Source organism: Streptomyces sp. TLI_105 (genome assembly GCF_900105415.1).
GTDB lineage: Bacteria > Actinomycetota > Actinomycetes > Streptomycetales > Streptomycetaceae > Streptomyces.
Map to the genome: position 1 here is coordinate 5,407,180 of NZ_FNSM01000001.1, position 18,680 is coordinate 5,425,859.

14 protein-coding genes are annotated in these 18,680 nt (G+C 73.5%); 8 read left to right on the forward strand and 6 right to left on the reverse strand.

What is annotated here, in order from left to right:
- Nucleotides 1-4 precede the first annotated feature (4 nt).
- From BLW86_RS24730 to BLW86_RS24740, 3 genes are all read right to left on the reverse strand, one after another.
- Complete coding sequence (locus BLW86_RS24730) at nucleotides 5-1,348, reverse strand: ABC transporter substrate-binding protein (protein ID WP_093876073.1); 1,344 nt, start codon at nucleotides 1,346-1,348, stop codon at nucleotides 5-7.
- 53 nt (nucleotides 1,349-1,401) lie between these two features.
- The gene (locus tag BLW86_RS24735; protein ID WP_093876074.1) at nucleotides 1,402-2,616 is read right to left on the reverse strand and encodes an ROK family transcriptional regulator; all 1,215 of its coding nucleotides are present in this window, start codon (nucleotides 2,614-2,616) and stop codon (nucleotides 1,402-1,404) included.
- Between the two features lie 176 nt (nucleotides 2,617-2,792).
- A complete protein-coding gene (locus BLW86_RS24740; protein WP_371129584.1) occupies nucleotides 2,793-3,854 on the reverse strand; it encodes a mechanosensitive ion channel family protein in 1,062 nt (353 codons plus the stop codon).
- A gap of 257 nt (nucleotides 3,855-4,111) precedes the next feature.
- On the opposite strand from BLW86_RS24740, the gene BLW86_RS24745 reads away from it, so the two are divergent.
- A complete protein-coding gene (locus BLW86_RS24745; protein WP_093876075.1) occupies nucleotides 4,112-4,675 on the forward strand; it encodes an HNH endonuclease in 564 nt (187 codons plus the stop codon).
- A 58-nt stretch (nucleotides 4,676-4,733) separates the two neighbouring features.
- Here the strand turns inward: BLW86_RS24745 and BLW86_RS24750 are convergent, their stop codons facing one another.
- Nucleotides 4,734-7,868, reverse strand: a complete 3,135-nt coding sequence (locus tag BLW86_RS24750) for a glycoside hydrolase family 84 protein (protein WP_093876076.1) — start codon at nucleotides 7,866-7,868, stop codon at nucleotides 4,734-4,736.
- Between the two features lie 395 nt (nucleotides 7,869-8,263).
- On the opposite strand from BLW86_RS24750, the gene BLW86_RS24755 reads away from it, so the two are divergent.
- Genes BLW86_RS24755 through BLW86_RS24765 form a run of 3 tightly spaced genes read left to right on the forward strand, consistent with a single transcriptional unit; the run spans nucleotide 8,264 to nucleotide 10,891 of the window.
- Nucleotides 8,264-8,464: a hypothetical protein gene (locus BLW86_RS24755; RefSeq protein WP_177181742.1), complete on the forward strand. Its 201-nt coding sequence runs from the start codon at nucleotides 8,264-8,266 to the stop codon at nucleotides 8,462-8,464.
- A 1-nt stretch (nucleotide 8,465) separates the two neighbouring features.
- Nucleotides 8,466-10,640 (forward strand): 4-alpha-glucanotransferase, encoded by a 2,175-nt coding sequence (gene malQ / locus BLW86_RS24760; RefSeq protein ID WP_093876078.1) that lies wholly within the window; start codon nucleotides 8,466-8,468, stop codon nucleotides 10,638-10,640.
- A gap of 20 nt (nucleotides 10,641-10,660) precedes the next feature.
- Nucleotides 10,661-10,891 (forward strand): hypothetical protein, encoded by a 231-nt coding sequence (locus BLW86_RS24765; protein ID WP_093876079.1) that lies wholly within the window; start codon nucleotides 10,661-10,663, stop codon nucleotides 10,889-10,891.
- Between the two features lie 261 nt (nucleotides 10,892-11,152).
- On the opposite strand, the gene BLW86_RS24770 is transcribed toward BLW86_RS24765, so the two are convergent.
- Complete coding sequence (locus BLW86_RS24770; protein ID WP_093876080.1) at nucleotides 11,153-11,665, reverse strand: MarR family winged helix-turn-helix transcriptional regulator; 513 nt, start codon at nucleotides 11,663-11,665, stop codon at nucleotides 11,153-11,155.
- 120 nt (nucleotides 11,666-11,785) lie between these two features.
- Here BLW86_RS24770 and BLW86_RS24775 point away from each other — a divergent pair, with 120 nt between their 5' ends.
- From BLW86_RS24775 to alc, 4 genes are all read left to right on the forward strand, one after another.
- Nucleotides 11,786-12,730, forward strand: a complete 945-nt coding sequence (locus BLW86_RS24775) for an EamA family transporter (RefSeq protein WP_093876081.1) — start codon at nucleotides 11,786-11,788, stop codon at nucleotides 12,728-12,730.
- A gap of 5 nt (nucleotides 12,731-12,735) precedes the next feature.
- Nucleotides 12,736-13,677: a DMT family transporter gene (locus BLW86_RS24780; protein ID WP_093876082.1), complete on the forward strand. Its 942-nt coding sequence runs from the start codon at nucleotides 12,736-12,738 to the stop codon at nucleotides 13,675-13,677.
- A 47-nt stretch (nucleotides 13,678-13,724) separates the two neighbouring features.
- On the forward strand, nucleotides 13,725-14,651 hold the full coding sequence (locus BLW86_RS24785; protein ID WP_093876083.1) for a LysR family transcriptional regulator: 927 nt from the start codon (nucleotides 13,725-13,727) through the stop codon (nucleotides 14,649-14,651).
- Between the two features lie 170 nt (nucleotides 14,652-14,821).
- Nucleotides 14,822-15,946: an allantoicase gene (gene alc, locus BLW86_RS24790; protein WP_093876084.1), complete on the forward strand. Its 1,125-nt coding sequence runs from the start codon at nucleotides 14,822-14,824 to the stop codon at nucleotides 15,944-15,946.
- 131 nt (nucleotides 15,947-16,077) lie between these two features.
- Here alc and pepN read toward each other — a convergent pair whose 3' ends face one another.
- Complete coding sequence (gene pepN, locus BLW86_RS24795; RefSeq protein ID WP_093876085.1) at nucleotides 16,078-18,651, reverse strand: aminopeptidase N; 2,574 nt, start codon at nucleotides 18,649-18,651, stop codon at nucleotides 16,078-16,080.
- Nucleotides 18,652-18,680: the final 29 nt, after the last annotated feature.

Genomic DNA, 18,680 nt, shown 5'->3' on the forward strand with positions numbered 1-18,680 from the left:
CGGGTTACTTCGCGGCGGCGATGTCGCGGTCGATCTGGGCGGCGGCGTCCGCGAGGCCCTGCTTGAGGTCCGTGACCTTGCCGCTCTCGTACCTGTGGGCGAGCTCGGAGAGGGTCTCCTGGTAGGCGGGGCCGTTCACGGCGCCGTCCATGGTGGTGGACTGCGGGTGCCGGGCGATGTCCAGGAAGACCTTGAAGCGGTCGTCGAACTTCAGGTTCGGGGACTTCAGCGCCTCGAAGGTGGAGGGCACGTTCCCGATGGCGTTGGCGAAGCCCACCACGGCGTCCGTGTCCGTGGTCATGTACTTGACCAGCTCCCAGGCGGCGTTCTGCTTCTTGCTCTGCGGCGCGATGCCCATGATCGTGCCGGAGAGGTAGCCCTTGCCGTACTCGGCGATCTCGTCGTCCGCGACGGGCAGCGGCGCGACGCCGACGTCGAACTTCACCTTGGCCTCCTTGATGAAGTTCAGCCGCCACTCGCCGTCCAGCTGCATGGCGACCTGTCCGGTCTGGAAGGGGTGCTTGGCGCCCCACTCGTCGCCGAAGGTCGTGCGGTACTTGTCGAGCTTCCGGAAGCCGCCGAGCGAGTCCACCAGGGACTTCTGGTACGTCATCATCTCGGCGAACGCCGGGTCCTTGGCGACGTTCGACCTGCCGTCCTTGTCGAAGTACGTGTGGTCCCACTGCGACATGTAGTGCTCGACGACGGTCTCGTAGCCGAGGTAGTTCGGCATGAAGCCGAGCTGCTCGTAGGAGTCGCCCTCGGACTTGGTGAGCGCCTTGGCGACCCGGGCGAACTGCGACCAGGTCTTCGGCGGGGCCTCCGGGTCGAGACCGGCCTTCCTGAAGGCGTCCTTGTTGTAGTAGAGCCCGTACGCGTCGGAGAGCAGCGGCAGCGAGCACCGCTTGCCCTCGAACTGGGTGTACTCCTGGAGGACCTTCGGGAAGGTCTTGTCCAGGTCCAGCTTCGACTTCGCTATGAAGGGCCCCAGGTCGGCGAGCGCTCCCGAGGAGCAGAACTTGCCGACGTTGGAGGTGGTGAACGAGGAGACGACGTCGGGCCCGTTCGAGCCGCCCGCGCGCAGCGCCTGGCCGAGCTTCTCGTCGTTGATGTCGCCGACGACCTTCACCTTGATGTTCGGGTGGGCCTTCTCGAAGCGGGCGACGTTGTCCTCGATCGCCTTGACCTCGGCGGGCGCCGACCAGCCGTGCCAGAACGTGATCGTCGTCCGCGCGTTCGGGTCGTCGGTGGCCGCGTTGTTCGCGGAGCCGGTACAGGCGGAGGCGAAGAGGGCGATCGAGGCGGTGGCGGCGAGCGCGGCGGCGGCTCTGCGCGGACGTACGGGCATGACGGGGTCTCCCTGAGGGGCGGGTTTCGGGCGGGGCGGAGGGACGGGGACGGTCAGCGCGAGGTGTCGAAGACCTCGTCGCGCGTGGTGACGAGGGCGCTTTCGAGGGCGCCGCGCAGCACGGGACTCCGGCGTACGGCGGAGAGGACGAGCCGCGGCCGGGAAGGGGCGAGGTCGGCGAGTTCGGACTGCACGCGCGCGCGGAGGGGTTCGCCGCCGGGGACGAGGGCGTCTCCGGCGAGCACGATCAGCTCGGGGTCGAGGACGGCGACGAGGGAGGCGAGTCCGGTGGCGAGGCGTTCGGCGTAGCGGTCGAGCAGCTCCGCGTACCGCGGGTCGTCCTCGTGGGTCTCGGCGGCCCGGGACAGCAGCCCGCTCACCACCGGCACGAAGGGGTGGTCGGGCGTCTCGATCCCGGCGGCGCGGGCGATCCGGGGCACGGCCTGGATGCCCGCGAGCTCCTGGAAGCCGCCGGAGTTGGCCTTGGTGACCTGCCGGACGAGCGGGGTGCCGGGCACGGGCATGAAGCCGAGCTCGCCGGCGCCCCCGGTGAAGCCGCGGTGCAGCCGCCCGCCGAGGACGAGGGCGGCGCCGAGCCCGCCCTCGTTCCACAGCAGGGCGAAGTCGGTGTGGCCCCGGGCGGCGCCGAGGCGCTGCTCGGCGACGGCGACGAGGTTGACGTCGTTCTCGTACTCGAACGGCATGGGGAGGGCGGCGGCCAGCTCCTCCAGGAGGGTGGGGGAGTGCCAGCCGGGCAGGTGGGAGGCGTAGCGCAGACGGCCGGTGGCCGGGTCGAAGGCGCCGGGGGTGCCGATGACCAGGCGCCGCACGTCCTCGCGGGCGATGCCGGCCGCCTCGACGGCCCCGGCGAGGGCGTCGGTGACCTGGCGGACGACGCCGGAGGCGGAGCGGCCGGGGGTGCGGAGCTCGTACTCGCCGACGATCTCGCCCGTGACGTCGGCGACGGCGGCGTGGACGCGGTGCTGGTCGACGTCGAGTCCGGCGGCGTACGCGGCCCGCGCGTTGACCGCGTAGAGCTGGGCGTTCGGTCCGGGCCGGCCCTCGGTGGTGCCGGTGGCGACGACGAGACCGGCCGCTTCGAGGCGGGCGAGCAGCTGGGAGGCGGTCGGCTTGGACAGGCCGGTGAGCTTGCCGATCCGGGTCCGCGAGAGGGGGCCGTGCTCCAGGAGCAGGTCCAGGGCGGCACGGTCGTTCATGGCCCTCAGGACGCGCGGTGTGCCGGGGGTTCCCGGGGTCGTACCGGCCATGGAACTCGCACCTGCCCTTATCGGTGACACACACTGTTAGGAAAGTTTCCTATTTGGTTGGGAGGAAGGTAAGGCGGCCGTCACGAAGGCGTCAATACCCGGGGACGCGACACGCCCCCGAAGGCGGCCGAAGCGTTACCTGCGGGGGCGTGCGGGCCCGGAGAGGGAGTGCCGGCCTACTTCGAGAGGTCCGACTTCGGCAGTGGGGTCGCCGCCGTCGACTGCGGCGAGGTCGTCGAGGCGAACACCGACGGAGCCGCCATCCCGGCCGTCGGGTCGGCCGCCGACTCCTCGGGCTGCGCCGGGACCCCGCCCACGATCCGGACGCCGGCCTCGTCCAGACCCCGCTTGATGCGCCAGCGCAGCTCGCGCTCCACGCCCAGCTTCTTGCCCGGCATCGTCTTCACCGAGACCCGGACCGTCATCGAGTCGAGCAGCACCTCGCTCAGACCGAGCACCTCCACCGGACCCCACAGGCGCTCGTTCCAGGGCTCCTCCTTCGCCATGGCGTCGCCCGCCTCGGCGATCACGGCCCTCACCTTCTCCAGGTCCTCCGTCGGCCGGACGGTGACGTCCACCCCGGCCGTCGCCCAGCCCTGGCTGAGGTTCCCTATCCGCTTGATCTCGCCGTTGCGCACGTACCAGATCTCGCCGTCCACCCCGCGCAGCTTGGTCACCCGCAGACCCACCTCGACGACCTCGCCGGAGGCCACGCCCGCGTCGACCGAGTCCCCGACGCCGTACTGGTCCTCCAGGATCATGAAGACGCCGGACAGGAAGTCCGTCACCAGGTTCCGCGCGCCGAAACCGATCGCCACACCGGCCACACCCGCCGAGGCGAGCAGCGGCGCCAGGTCGATCTTGAAGGCGCCGAGGATCATCAGCGCGGCCGTGCCCAGGATCAGGAAGGACGCCACCGAGCGGAGCACCGACCCGATCGCCTCCGAGCGCTGCCGCCGCCGCTCGGTGTTGACCAGGAGACCGCCGAGCGTCGTCCCCTCCACCGCCTGCGCCGAGCGGTTCATCCGCTCGATCAGCTTCGTCAGGGCCCGCCGGACGGCCATCCGGAGCAGCAGCGCGACGACCAGGATCAGCAGGATGCGCAGCCCGGTGTTCAGCCAGGTGGACCAGTTCTCCTCCACCCAGCTGGCCGCGTTCGTGGCCCTCTCCGCGGCCTCGTCCAGGGTCACCGGCATCGGTTCGGGTTCGGTGGCAGCCTCCAGGGCGGACCAGGACACGGGACAACCTCCAGGCATCGCGTACGCAGGCCATCCACAGTAACGGGGCGTCGGACGTGGTCCCGTAGCCCTGTTCGAGGGAGAGACCGACTTCACCTGGGCACATACCGAGGAGAGATGCCGATGTGGTCGAGAACACCCCGGGGCCGCCACCCCGATCCCGATACGTGGTGGCGCCGCGACCAGGCATGAGGAGAAACTGAGAGCAGTTTCGTCCCGGCGCGAGCCACGCGCCGCCGGCGTCATAGGAGGCATCCGTGCCGCACGTCCTGGTCCTCAACGCGTCGTACGAGCCGCTCGGCGTCGTACCGCTCCGCCGCGCACTCGTCCTCGTACTGGAGAACAAGGCTCTCTGTCTCGAGGAGTCCGGCGCCTTCCTGCACAGCGAGACCCAAGTCCTCCCCGCTCCCAGTGTGGTGCGACTGAAGCGCTTCGTGCGGGTCCCCTACCGGGGGCCCGTTCCCTTGACCCGCAGAGCGCTGTTCGCGCGCGACGGCGGGCGCTGCGCGTACTGCGGGGCCGTCGCCACCAGCGTCGACCACGTCATCCCGCGCAGCCGAGGGGGCACGCACGCCTGGGAGAACGTGGTGGCGGCCTGCCGCCGCTGCAACCACGTCAAGGCCGACAAGCACCTGCGGGAGATCGGCTGGCGGCTGCGCCACCAACCGGCCCCGCCGACCGGCCTGGCCTGGCGGATCATCGGGACCGGCCACCGGGACCCCCGCTGGCTGCCGTACCTGGAGCCGTACGGCGCCGTGGACGTGATGGCCCGGATCGACTCCGTCGCAGACGCCCCCGCGAGGGCGCTGACGACGGGTTGAGCCGGGCCTTTCGCGTACGCGGGGGCTTTCGCCGGTACGGAACGGAGCGGCGCGCGCCTCAGGGTGCGGGCCGCTCCTCCGGCGTGCCCTCGGACGGCGCCTTCGGTGCCTCCGGCTCCTTGGGCGTCTCCGGCTCCCTGGGCGTCTCCGGCTCCTTCTGCGGGGCCACCGCGTACGTCTCCACCGACCAGAGCGAGTAGCCGAAGCGGGTCGCCCGCGCCTCCCCCTGGACCCGCAGGAAACGGGTGTCCGCCGCGTCCATCCGGACCGACTCCCGGCCGCCCCTGCCGTCCGCGACGGTCGCCGCCGTCCGCCAGACCCGCCCGTCGGCGGAGACCTGGACCCGGTAGCGGGAGGCGTACGCGTCCTGCCAGTGCAGCACCACCTGCCCTATCCGGGCCGGCTCGGGCAGCTCCAGCTGCCACCAGGCGCCGTCCTCCGCCGGCGAGGACCAGCGGGTCGCCGGGTCGCCGTCCACCGCCGAGGAGGCCGGGAAGTCCGGGGTCTCGTCGCCCGAGGAGGATGCCGTCGCCGCCCGTGCCAGGTCCGGGCCCGCCGTCCGGGGGAACGCCCGCACCGTCAGGACCCGCTCCTCGCCCGCGAAGGACACCGGCACCCGGTACGCGCCGGCCGGCACGCCCGCCGCCACCGACACCTCCAGGGGGACGCTGGTCCGCGCGCCGCGCTCCACCACGGCCTGCGCCGGCAGCCGCACCGCGATCCCCTTCGGGGCCTTCGCCGTCAGCGCCCCGCGCACCTCGCCCGCGCGCCGGCCCGTCAGCTCCACGTCCACCCGCTGCGCCGGACCGCCGATCTCCGCGTCCGCCTCGGTCCGGGCGAGTTCGAGACCGGCCCGCGGCCCGTCCGCGAACCACGGCACCAGCGAGCGCACCCCGGGCGCCGGAGCGTCGCCGCTCCACACGACCCGCAGCGCGTCCGCCGTCAGCCCCTTCAGCTCGGTCTGCGTCCACCCGGACGCCGACAGCGGGCCGAGCGGCCGCCAGCCCTCGCCCGGGACGTACGCCTCCACGCGCGCGTCCCCCCGGCCACCGGACCCGCCCGGCTCGGCCATGACCGTCAGGGCCTCCACGGGCCGCGCCCGGTCGAGCCGCACGGTGTACGAGCCGGGGGCGCGGTCGGCCCGGGCCGCCGGGGCCCGGTCGGCGCCGGTCCAGGCAGCGGACTCCGCCACCGCGCGCGTGAGGAACGGATCGAGGACCCCGGAGCCGACCGTCACCCGACTCGCCTTCAGTTCCTTCCGCTGCCCCTCCAGGTCCAGCTGCGCCCGCCAGGCCGCCGCGCCGTCGCCGCGCGCCTGGGCGAGGAGCATGTCGACCGCCGTCTCGCCCGCCCGGCCGTACCGGGAGAGCTGCTCGAGCCAGGGGCCCGTCTCGTCGTCGAAGGCGCCGCCGGCCGTGGCCGTGAGCCCCTCGGGGGCGCGGCGCATCACGGTGAACGCGGCCCGCAGCTCGCGCGCCGCCTTCTCCCGCGCGGCCGTGCCGGTGCTCGTGCGGGACGCCCAGAACACCGCCAGGAGCGGCTTCAGATAGGCCGACTCGCCCGACGGGTCGAGGATCGACGAGGAGCCGTTCCCGGCGAGCGCGCGCAGCGCCTCGCGGGCGGCGGGGTCCGGCCCCGCCAGGTCGTCCACCGCGGCCCGCCAGGACTCCTGGGGCCGGTAGCCCCTCGGGTTCCAGGCGTAGTCGGCGGTGGTGAAGAGCGGGACGCGGGAGGCCGCGGGCTGTTCCATGGCGTGCGCGAGGAAGGCGGCGGAGCCGGCGGCCACGGCGGGCTCGCGGCCCGTGGCCGGACCGAGGAAGAGCCGGTCCTGGGCGTAGTCGTTGACCGGGTAGTTGTCCATGGTGACCAGCGGGTGGTCGCCAAGGGCTGAGCGCGCGCCCGCCAGTTCGCGGCCGGTGATCGTGCGCGGGACGACGCCGACGCCCGTCCACGCCACCCGCACGTCCGCGTCGAGCGCCTCGGCGAGCTTCGTCCGGTACGCGCTCGCGCCGTCCTGGTAGTACTCCGTCGGCATCACGGTGAGCGGCTCGGCGTCCGGGTGCCGCTCGGCAAGGCGCCGGGCGACGGCGTTCGCCACGCGCGCGTGGGCGGTGGCCGCGGCCTCCGGGCCGCGCCCGAAGGCGTCGGCGTCCTTGTCGCAGTGCCACTCGTCGTAGGAGGCGTCCTGGAACTGGAGCTGGAAGGAGCGCACTCCGAGCTCCCACATCGCGTCCAGCTTCCGCGTCAGCGCCGTCACGTCGCCGTCCGAGGCCAGGCACATGGACTGGGCGGGCGCCACGGCCCAGCCGAGCGTCACGTGGTTCGCGCGGGCCCGCTCGGCGAGCGCGCGGAACTCGTCCCGCTGCGCGGCCGGGTAGGGCTCGCGCCACTGCGCCTGGCGGTACGGGTCGTCCCCGGGCGCGTACAGATAGCGGTTCTGCTTGGTCCGGCCCAGGAAGTCCAGCTGGGCGAGCCGCTGTTCCCGGGTCCAGGGACGGCCGTAGAAGCCTTCGGTGATGCCGCGCTCGGCCGTGCCGGGCCAGTCGCGGACGACGACGCCGGGGATCTCCCGGCCGGTGCCGAGGAGCTGACGCAGCGTCTGCACGGCGTGGAACAGGCCGTCCTCGCCGACGCCGTCCAGGACGACGGTGTCCCGCCCCTGGAAGCGGCCCGTCGCGAGCCGGTAGCCGCCGCGCGGGAGATCCAGCCGCTCGGGGACCCGCAGGGCGGTCAGGGCCTCCTCCGCGCCCTCGCCGGAGGGCCCGGCGGCCCGCAGGACCGGGCCCCGCCCCGGCAGGCCGGTGTGGACGGTCCGCACCCCGGCGGCCCGCAGCAGTGCGCGCAGGGCGGCGAGGGCGTACGGATCGGCGTCGGCGTCCGCGAGCAGCGTCACCTCGTCCCCGAGGCGTACGGAGGGCCCGGCGGCGGTCAGGGACTGCGGCCGGGGCCAGACGGCGGGCGGGGCCGACCCGGTGGCGCCGGCCGAGGGCGAGACGGGAGCGGCGAGAGCGGCGGGAGCCGTGCGGGACGGGGACGGCGGGGCCGCGGGAGTGGCGGGGGCCGCCGGTGCCGTCGGGGTCGCGGGGGCCGCCGGGGTCGCCTGCGCCGAGCCCGGCACCGCGCCGCCGAGGAGGCCGCCGATGACGGCGGCGGCGACGGCCGTCGCGGTGCGCTTCCTGCGCCCGAGGTGCACGCGGGTCTCCCTTCGGCCGGGGTGGGGCCTGTCTTCCGGATCAGGCCGGGCTCGCGGGCCCGGCACGCCCGCTCGCCGCGTCGTCGTCGGTCGCCGACGCTCCGCGTCGACTCCCTCCTCCGCCTTGCGATCGCACGCACCGGGCCCCGCTCCCTGATCCGGCCTGATCCGGAAGACAGGCCCCGGCGGCTCTGCCGGTCGGTAACGAGTGGGTCACGAGCCCACCACCCGTCGCACAGGGGTGTCAATGCGCATGGCCGATGTGTCGGCTTTGCCCGGCGAGCCGTCGGCGAGGTGACGTCATTTCGCCACGATCCGCCGGTAAAACGAGGTGCGCTGGGTAGGGCTCTGTCATTGCCCAGGTCAAACCTGTCGAGACGAACCGGGAGACCCCCGTGACCACGACCGCCCACCATCTCGGACGGATACGCGTTCCCCAGCAGTCGGCGCCGGCCGGTGAACCGCTGACCAGCGAGCCGCCCCTGCCCGACGCCTCCCCCCTCACCAGCGAGCCGCCGCTGGCCGTGGCGGCACCCCTGACCAGCGAACCCACCGCCCCCGGCAGCGCGGGCGGCCCGGAGTCCCCCGGAGTGTGAAGTGACCCTGGCCCGTCTCGCCGCCCGTCACGGCGTCGCCACCGTCCACAGCCCGTCAGAAGGCGTCACCGTGCCCGTGCCGGACGCCACCGTGGTGGCCGTCCTCGCCGCCCTGGGCGTCGACGCGGCCACCCCCGAGGCGGTCGCCGCCGCCCTCGACGCGGCGGAGCGGGCCGACCGCGAGCGCCTGCTGCCGCCGACCCTGGTCCTGCGCCGGGACGAGGACGGGGCGGAGGGGGCCGGCCGGCCCCCGCTGGACCTGCCGCCCGGCACCCGCCTGCGCGTCACCACCGAGGACGGCGCCGTCGTCACCGGCCGGGACTGGTCCGGGCTGCCGCTCGGCGTCCACACGGTGGAGGCGCAGGCCCCCGACGGGCGCGCGGCCACCGGCACCCTGATCGTGAGCCCCGCGCGCGTGCCCGGCCCCGGGCGCCGCGCCTACGGACTGCTCGTCCAGCTGTACTCGCTGCTCTCCACCCGCTCCTGGGGCATGGGCGACCTCGGCGACCTGCGGGAGCTCGCCACCTGGGCGGGCCGCACGCACGGCGCCGGGTTCGTCCAGGTCAACCCGCTCCACGCGGGCGTGCCCGGGGCGCCGAGCGACCCCTCCCCGTACCGGCCGTCCTCGCGCCGCTTCCCGGACCCCGTCCATCTGCGGATCGAGGAGATCCCCGAGTACGCCCTCGTGGGACCCGAGCGCCGCGAGGAGCTCGACCGGATCCTCGCCGAGGCGGCCGAACTGCGCGAACAGGTCCTCGACAAGGGCGCCCTGATCGACCGGGACGCCGTCTGGGAGGTCAAGCGGCGGGCCCTGGAGCTGGTGCTCGGCACCGTGGAGCCCGGCCCCGGCCGCCGCGCCGACTTCCACGACTTCCTCGCCGAGCGCGGCCGCGCCCTGGAGGACCACGCCACCTACCAGGCCCTCGCCGAGCGGCACGGCCCCCACTGGCGGACCTGGCCCGAGGAGCTGCGCGCGCCGCGCACCGCGGAGGCCGCCGTGCGCGCCGACCCCGAGCTGGCCGCCCGGGTCGACTTCCACTGCCGGCTGGCCTGGCTGACGGACCGGCAGCTCGCCGACGCCGCCGCGGCCGCCCGCGAGGCCGGCATGGAGATCGGGATCGTCCACGACCTGGCGGTCGGCGTCCATCCCGAGGGCTCGGACTCCTGGGCCCAACAGGAGGCCTTCGCGGCCGGCATGTCGGTCGGCGCCCCGCCCGACGCCTTCAACTCCCGGGGCCAGGACTGGGGCCTGCCGCCCTGGCGGCCCGACGCCCTCGCCGCCGCCGGCTACGGCCCATACCGGGGACTCCTCCGGGAACTCCTCCGCCACGCGGGCGCGCTGCGCATCGACCACGTGATGGGCCTGTTCCGGCTGTGGTGGGTGCCGGAGGGCCGCGAACCCACCGAGGGCACGTACGTCCGGTACGACGCCGAGGCGATGCTCGCGGTCCTCGTCCTGGAGGCGCACCGCGCCGGCGCCCTCGTCATCGGCGAGGACCTCGGCACGGTCGAGCCGGGCGTGCGCGAGGAGCTGGCCCGGCGCGGGGTGTTCGGGACCTCCGTGCTCTGGTTCGAGCGGGACTGGGAGGGCACCGGCCGGCCGCTGCCCGCGGGGGAGTGGCGCGCGGAGTGCGTCGCCACCGCCACCACCCACGACCTGCCCTCCACCGCCGCCCGGCTCTCCGGCGAGCACATCGGCCTGCGGCACCGGCTCGGGCTACTCGCCGGCGACCTGGAGCGCGAGCGGGCGGCGGACACGGCGGAGACCGCCGAGTGGCTGGACGTCTTCGAGCGGAAGGGTCTGCTGCCGGAGGGCCCGGGGGACGAGGAGGCCGAGATCAGGGCCGTCCACCGGTTCCTGCTCGCCACCCCGGCCCGGATGGTCGGCGTCTGGCTGCCGGACGCGGTGGGGGACCGCAGACCGCAGAACCTGCCGGGCACCTGGGACCAGTACCCCAACTGGCGGCTGCCGCTCGCGGGTCCGGACGGCCAGCCGCTCACCCTGGAGCAGCTCGCCGCCTCGCCCCGGGCTCACGGCCTGCTGCGCGAGCTCCGGGAAAGGACGGAGGCCTCGGACGCCGGCTCGGCACCTCGGGGAGCTCGTACGACACCCGCTGGGGCGCGTACGGCGCCCCCGGACGCCCGTACGGCACCCCCGGGCGCGCGGCACGTTTAGGTGTTCGCTACGTTTGCACCGTGGACAAGAAGAACGCTCTGCGCGCCGGCTCGCTCGCGGCCGGTACGACGCTGATGATGCTGCTCATGTCGTCCCCCGCGCTCGCGAACACCCGCGACGACGGCGACGACCCGGCACCCAAGCTGAGTGTCGTCGAGACCCTCGGCCTGTACGTGGCGGCGCCGCTGGTGCTGTTCCTGGTGATCGCCGGCCTGGTGATGGTGCTCGACAAGTCCAAGAAGAAGGCGTAACCGCCTCGAAGGTCTCCGCCGAGGGCGCCGCACGGTACGAGGTACCGCGCGGCGCCCTCGCACGCGTCGCGGCACTTCGCGCAGCCGTGGCGCCTTGCGTCGCGGCACTTCGCACGGCCGTGGCGCCTTGCGTCGCGGCCTCTTCCACAGCTGCCGGGCCCCTCGCGCTGAGGCCTCTCGCACGGCCGCGGGGCCTCGCACTGAGGCCCCTCACACGCGCGCGGGGCCTCGTGCGGAGGCCCTCCCCGCCGTCCCGCCGCGTCACACGGTGGTCGCGAGCAGTTTGCGCAGCAGCCCCGCCAGCTGCTCCACCTCCTCCTCGGTGAGCGCGGTCTCCAGGGCGGCCCGCTGCTCCGCGAGGCCGGCCCCCACGGCCTGGTCCACCAGCTCCTTGCCGCGCTCGCTGAGGGTGACGCGCAGCCCGCGCCGGTCGTTCGGGTCGGGGTTGCGGGTGAGCAGCCCGGCCTTCTCCAGCTTGTCCAGCCGGCCGGTCATCCCGCCGGTGGTGATCATCAGCGTGGCGGTCAGCTCGCGCGGCGAGAGCGTGTAGGGCTCTCCGGACCTGCGCAGCGTCGCGAGCACGTCGAACTCCCCGAGCCCCATGCCGTAGGGCGCGTACGCCTTGTCCACCTTGCCGCGCATGGCGTCGGACAGGCGGTAGACGCGTCCGAAGACGGCCATCGGCACCGTGTCCAGGTCGGGGCGGACGGCCGCCCACTGGTCGGTGATGGCGTCGACGGCGTCGGGGGCGGGGCCGGGGTTCTTCGTGTTCATGGGGCCAGTCTCCTCTTCCACGTGACTCGATCGCAAGAAAGCCTCTTGCAAGTAAGTAGCTTAGTGGTAAGTTAATTACTGCCAAGCCAGCCCGGCACTCCGCAGCAGGGGGAAACCGTCATGTCCCGCAAGGCAGCAGTCGTCGCTCTCACCGCCGTCGCCCCGATCTCCTGGGGCTCCACCTACTTCGTCACCACCGAGTTCCTGCCGCCCGACCGGCCGCTCTTCACCGGCCTCATGCGCGCCCTGCCCGCCGGCCTCGCCCTCCTCGCCCTCACCCGCAAGCTCCCGCAGGGCGCCTGGTGGTGGAAGTCCGCGGTCCTCGGAGCCCTCAACATCGGCGCCTTCTTCCCGCTGCTCTTCCTCGCCGCCTACCGGCTGCCCGGCGGGGTCGCCGCGGTCGTCGGTTCCGTCGGCCCGCTCTTCGTCGTCGGCCTCGCGGCCCTCTTCCTCGGCGAGAAGCCCACGGTGAAGACCCTGCTCACCGCCGTCACCGCCGCCTTCGGCGTCAGCCTCGTGGTCCTCAAGGCCGGAGCCGCGTTCGACCTGATCGGCGTGGGTGCCGGACTGCTCTCCTCCCTCTCGATGTCCGCCGGCATCGTCTTCACCAAGCGCTGGGGCCGCCCCGAGGGCGTCGGCGCCCTCGCCGTCACCGGCTGGCAGCTCACCGCCGGCGGCCTGGTCATCCTGCCCATCGCCTTCCTCGTCGAGGGCGCCCCGCCGGCCCTGACCGGCGCCAACCTGGCCGGCTATGCCTACCTCGCCTTCGGCAACACCGCGATCTCGTACTTCCTCTGGTTCCGCGGCATCGAGCGGCTCAGCGCCTCCTCGGCCACCCTCCTCGGCCCGCTCTCCCCGATCACCGCGGCCGTCATCGGCTGGGTGGCGCTCGGCCAGGCCCTCGGCGCGGTGCAGGTCCTCGGCATGGTGATCGCCTTCGGCGCCACCCTGGCCGGCCAGCTGAACCCCCGCACCCCCAAGGCCGTCAAGGGATCGTTCAGCTCTACTGAAAAGAACGCTCAGGAAGTTTCGATGGACCTGGAGGTTTCAGCGGTGCGACGGTAAGGCCCATGAGCCTGGACACCGCACGCAACCCGGCCGCACCACCCGCCACCGACACCGCACCCACCGAGAGGCCGGCACCCGCCAAGGGCGCCGGCCTCGGCGTGCTCCTCGCCCTCCTCGCCACCGTCGTCTGGTCCGGCAGCTTCGTCGTCGCCCGCGCCCTCCACGACACCGTCCCCCCGGTCCAGGCCGCCTTCTGGCGCTGGATCGTCGCCCTCGTCGCCGTCGCCCCGCTCGCCGCCCGCGAGACCTGGCGCCAGCGGCACCTGATCCGCCGCCACCTCCGCTTCCTCGTCCTCGCCGCACTGCTCGGCATCACCGTCTACAACACCCTGGTCAACCAGGCCGGGACCGCCACCTCCGCCGGCAACATGGGCATGATCATGGCCGCCTCCCCCGTCCTCATGGCCCTCTTCGCCCGCCTCGGCGGAAACCGCCTCGGCCCGCGCCGCACCACCGGCATGCTCGTCGCCTGCGCCGGCGTCCTGCTCCTCGTCAGCAAGGGCTCCCTCACCCCCGACTTCGCCACCGGCGACCTCTGGGTCATGGCCGCGGCCCTCTGCTTCGCCTCCTACAGCGCCCTCCTCAAGCGCCGCCCCGCCGAACTCGGCGGCCTCGCTTTCCTCTTCACCACCTTCGCCCTCGGCGCCCTCATGCTCCTCCCGGCGTACGGGATCAGCCTCGCCGTCCAGGGCGGCTTCGAGCCCACCACCGGCACCGTCGGCCCCCTCGTCTACGTCGGCGTGCTCTCCTCCGCCGTCGCCTTCTTCGCCTGGAACAAGGCCGTCACCCTGATCGGCGCCGCCCGCGCCGGGATCGTCTACTACCTCCAGCCCGTCTGCGTCGCCCTCCTCTCGTACGCCCTCCTCGGCGAGCAGCTCGGCCTCCTCGGCGGCGTGAGCATGGTCCTGATCCTCGGCGGGGTCGTCATGAGCTCCGCCCCCTAGCTCTCGGCTTCGCCCGGGCAGGGGGGATCCCCAGATAGGTTGCGCCCATGACCGAGTGGGACATCAAGAAGCTCCAGATCCTCCGCACCCTCCGCGACCGCGGCACCGTCACCGCGACCGCGGAGGCGCTTCTCATGACCCCCTCGGCCGTCTCCCAGCAGCTCACCAACCTCGCCAAGCAGCTCGGCGTGCGGCTCCTGGAGGCCCAGGGGCGCCGGGTCCGCCTCACCGACGCCGCCCATCTGGTGCTGCGCCACGCGGAGGTGGTCTTCGCCCAGCTGGAGCGCGCCGACGCCGAACTCGACGGCTACCTGCGGGGCGAGGCCGGACGGGTGCGGGTCGCGGCCTTCCCGACGTCCGTGCCCGCGCTCCTCGTCCCCGCCGTGCGCCAGCTGCGGACCGCCCACCCCGGGCTCGACGTCCGGATCCGGGAGGCCGAGGCCGCGGAGGCGTACGAGCTGCTCACGGCCGGCGAGGTCGACCTCGCACTCTCGCTCGCCGCCCACGCGCCCTCCGTGCGCGACCCCAAGTACAGCCGGGTCCCGCTGCTCGCCGACCCCCTCGACGTCGCGCTGCCCGCCGGCCACCCGCTCGCCGGCGCCCCCGGCCTGCGGCTCGCCGACCTCGCCGCCGAGCCCTGGATCTTCGGCGGCTCGGGACCCTGGTCCGAGATCACCACCGCCGCCTGCGAGGCCGCCGGCTTCGTGCCCGAGCAGGCCCACAGCGCCTCCGGCTGGACCGCGATCCTCGCCATGGTCGAGGCCGGGATGGGGATCGCGCTCGTGCCCCGGATGGCCTCCGCGGACCGCCGGAGCGGGACCGGGGTCGTCATGCGGGTCCTCTCCGCCGACCAGCCGCGCCGCCACGTCGTCGCGGCGGTGCGGAGCGGGGCGGAGGAGGGCCGGGCGGTGGCCCGGGTGCTCGCCGCGCTCCGGCAGGCGGCGGCGGCCCGCGAGACCGTTCAGCAGAACTGACCCCGCGAGCTCCCTCCCGATCATTCAGCAGAACCGACCCCGCGAGCTCCCTCCCGATCATTCAGCAGAACCGACCCCGCGAACTCCCTCCCGATCATTCAGCAGAACTGAACGGCATCGTCGAAAACATTCGATGGACCGGGATGCCGAAGCGGCGGGAGGCTCGACCCATGAGCAGCCTCGACGCGAACCAGGACCCGCACGCCAACGACGCCGCCCCCTACGCCGGCGGGGACCCCTACGCCGACTACCGCACCGGTGACTTCCCCTTCACCGAGCTCGTCGACCTCGCCGACCGCCGCCTCGGCGCCGGCGTCGTCGCCGCCAACGACGAGTTCTTCGCCGAGCGGGAGAACCTCCTCGTCCGCGAGCGCGCCGTCTTCGACCCGGAGCACTTCGGCCACAAGGGCAAGATCATGGACGGCTGGGAGACCCGCCGCCGCCGCGGCGCCGACGCCGAGAACGTCTTCCCCGCCCCCGAGGACCACGACTGGGCGATCGTCCGCCTCGGCGCCCCCGGCGTGATCCGCGGGATCGTCGTCGACACCGCCCACTTCCGCGGCAACTACCCGCAGAAGGTCAGCATCCAGGCCACCGCCGTCGAGGGTTCGCCCAGCCCCGCCGAGCTGCTCGAAGCGAAGTGGGAGGAGCTCGTCCCGCCGACCCCCGTCCGCGGCCACGCCGCCAACGGCTTCGCCATCGACGCCGAGCGCCGCTTCACCCACGTCCGGCTCTGCCAGCACCCCGACGGCGGCGTCGCCCGGCTCCGCGTCCACGGCGAGGTCGTGCCCGACCCCGAGTGGCTGGAGCTCCTCGGCACCCTCGACCTGATCGCCGTGCTCAACGGCGGCTCGTACGAGGACGCCTCGGACAAGTTCTACTCCTCGCCGACCCAGATCATCCTGCCCGGCACCTCCCGCAAGATGGACGACGGCTGGGAGAACCGCCGCCGCCGGGTCCGCGGCACCAACGACTGGGTGCGCTTCCGGCTCGTCGCCCAGGGCGCCGTCCGCGCCGTCGAGATCGACACCGCCTACCTCAAGGGCAACTCGGCCGGCTGGATCGCCCTCCAGGGCCGCAACGGAGAGGACGGCGAGTGGTTCGAGATCATCCCGCGCACCCGCCTCCAGCCCGACACCCTGCACCGCTTCAAGCTGCCCGCGCAGGCCGTCGTCACCCACGTCCGGCTCGACGCCTTCCCCGACGGCGGCGTCGCCCGGATGCGGCTCCACGGGGCGCTCACGGAGCAGGGCGCGGCCGACCTGCGCGCCCGGTACGCCCGCCTGGGCGGCTGAGCACAGGGCTCGCACGCTTCCGCCCGGCGGCGCGGCCGCGCGCCGACGCCCGTCCGCCGGGCGGACTCCAAGCACGGCGAAGGGGCGCCCCCGCGGGGGAGGGTGCCCCTTCGCCGTCCTGCCTTCCGCGCCTACTTGGCGGCCGCGTCCGCCGCCCGCGCCCTCAGGGCACGCTCGACGCCCGCGCGGGACTCCGTCACCATGCGCCGCAGCGCCGGGACCGGGTCGTTCGCGGCGATCCACGCGTCCGTCGCGTCCAGCGTCTCCTGCGAGACCTGGAGCGTCGGGTAGAGGCCGACCACGATCTGCTGGATCATCTCGTGGCTGCGGGTCTCCGAGACGTGCTTGATCGACGCGAAGTACTTCTCCGTGTACGGGGCGAGCAGCTCGCGCTGGTCGGCCTGGACGAAGCCGCCGATGACGGCCTCCTGCACGGCGTTCGCCAGCTTGTCGTCCTCGACGACCGAGGCCCAGGCCTCCGCCTTCGCCGCCTCCGTCGGGCGGGCCGCGCGCGCGGTGGCCGCGTGCCGCTCGCCCGCCGCCGTGCGGTCGCGCTCCAGCTCGGCGGCGATCTCCGCCTCGTCGTAGACCCCGGTGGCCGCGAGGCGCTGCACGAAGGCCCAGCGCAGCTCGGTGTCCACCGCCAGGCCCTCGATCGACTCGCGTCCTTCCAGGAGGGCCGCCAGCAGGTCCAGCTGCTGCGGGGTGCGCGCGGTCGCGGCGAAGGCCCGCGCCCACGCCAGCTGGTGGTCGCTCGCCGGCTCGGCCGCCTGGAGGTGCGCCAGGGTGGCCTCGGTCCAGCGGGTGAGCCCGGCCTCGCGCCACTCCGGCGCCGCGTACAGGTCGAGCGCGGCCTTCACCTGGCCCTGGAGCGACTGCACCACGCCGATGTCGGACTCCTTGGCGATGTTCGAGAGCACCAGGTCCAGGTAGTCGCGGGTGGCGAGCTCGCCGTCGCGGGTCATGTCCCAGATCGAGGCCCAGCACAGGGCGCGCGGCAGGGACTCGGCGATGTCGCCGAGGTACGCGGTGACGTTCGCCAGGGACTCCGCGTCGAAGCGGACCTTGGCGTACGACAGGTCGTCGTCGTTGAGGAGGACGACCGCCGGGCGGGCCTTGCCGACCAGCTGCTCCACGGCCGTGCGCTCGGCCGCCGCGACGTCCAGCTCCAGGCGGTCGGTGCGGACCAGCTTGCCGGTCTCGTCCAGGTCGTAGAAGCCGATCGCGATGCGGTGCGGGCGGAGCACGGCCTCGCCCTTGGCGCCGGCGGGCAGCGCGGGGGCCTCCTGGCGGACGGCGAAGGCGGTGATGACGCCGTTCTCGTCGGTCTCGATCTCCGGCCGGAGGACGTTGATGCCGGCGGTCTCCAGCCACGCCTTCGACCAGGTCTTCAGGTCACGGCCGGAGGTCTCCTCCAGGGCGCCGAGGAGGTCGGACAGACGGGTGTTCCCGAAGGCGTGCGCCTGGAAGTAGGCCTGCACGCCCTTGAAGAACTCGTCCTGGCCGACGTACGCCACCAGCTGCTTCAGGACCGAGGCGCCCTTGGCGTACGTGATGCCGTCGAAGTTGACGAGCACGTCCTCCAGGTCGTTGATCTCGGCCATGATCGGGTGCGTCGACGGCAGCTGGTCCTGGCGGTAGGCCCAGGTCTTCTCCGCGTTGGCGAAGGTGGTCCAGGCGTGCGGCCAGCGGGTGCCCGGCACCGCGGCCTGGCAGGCGACCGAGGTGTAGGTGGCGAACGACTCGTTCAGCCACAGGTCGTTCCACCACTCCATGGTGACGAGGTCGCCGAACCACATGTGGGCGAGCTCGTGCAGGATGGTCTCGGCGCGCCGCTCGTACGCCGCGTCCGTCACCTTCGAGCGGAAGACGTACTGGTCGCGGATGGTGACCGCGCCCGCGTTCTCCATCGCACCCGCGTTGAACTCCGGCACGAACAGCTGGTCGTACTTGGCGAAGGGGTAGTCGTACGCGAACTTCTCCTGGAACCAGTCGAAGCCCTGGCGGGTCACGTCGAAGATGTGGTCCGCGTCGAGGAACTCGGCCAGCGAGGGACGGCAGTAGATGCCCAGCGGGACGACCTGTCCGTCCTTCTCGTACGTCGAGTGCACCGAGTGGTACGGGCCGACGATGAGGGCCGTGATGTACGTGGAGATGCGCGGGGTCGGCTCGAAGACCCACACGTCGTTCTCGGGCTTCGGCGTCGGCGAGTTCGAGATCACCGACCAGCCGCTCGGCGCCTTCACGGTGAACTGGAAGGTCGCCTTCAGGTCGGGCTGCTCGAACGAGGCGAAGACCCGCCGCGCGTCCGGCACCTCGAACTGGGTGTACAGATAGGCCTGGTCGTCGACCGGGTCGACGAAGCGGTGCAGACCCTCACCGGTGTTGGTGTACGCGCAGTCGGCGACGACCTTCAGCTCGTTGCGGCCCAGGGCGAGGCGGTCGAGCGCGATCCGCGAGTCGCGGAAGACGGCGGCGACGTCGAGCGTGCGGCCGTTGAGCACGACCTCGTGGACGGCGGGGGCGACGAGGTCGATGAAGGTCTCGGCGCCGTCCTCGGCGGAATCGAAGCGGACGGTGGTGACGGACCGGTAGGTGCCGCCCTCCTGCGCACCGGTGAGGTCGAGTTCGACCTCGTACGCGTCCACGGTCAGCAGCGCCGCCCGCTGCTGGGCCTCTTCACGGGTCAGGTTTGTCCCAGGCACCCGGTCAACTCCTCGGTTTCGTGACGTTT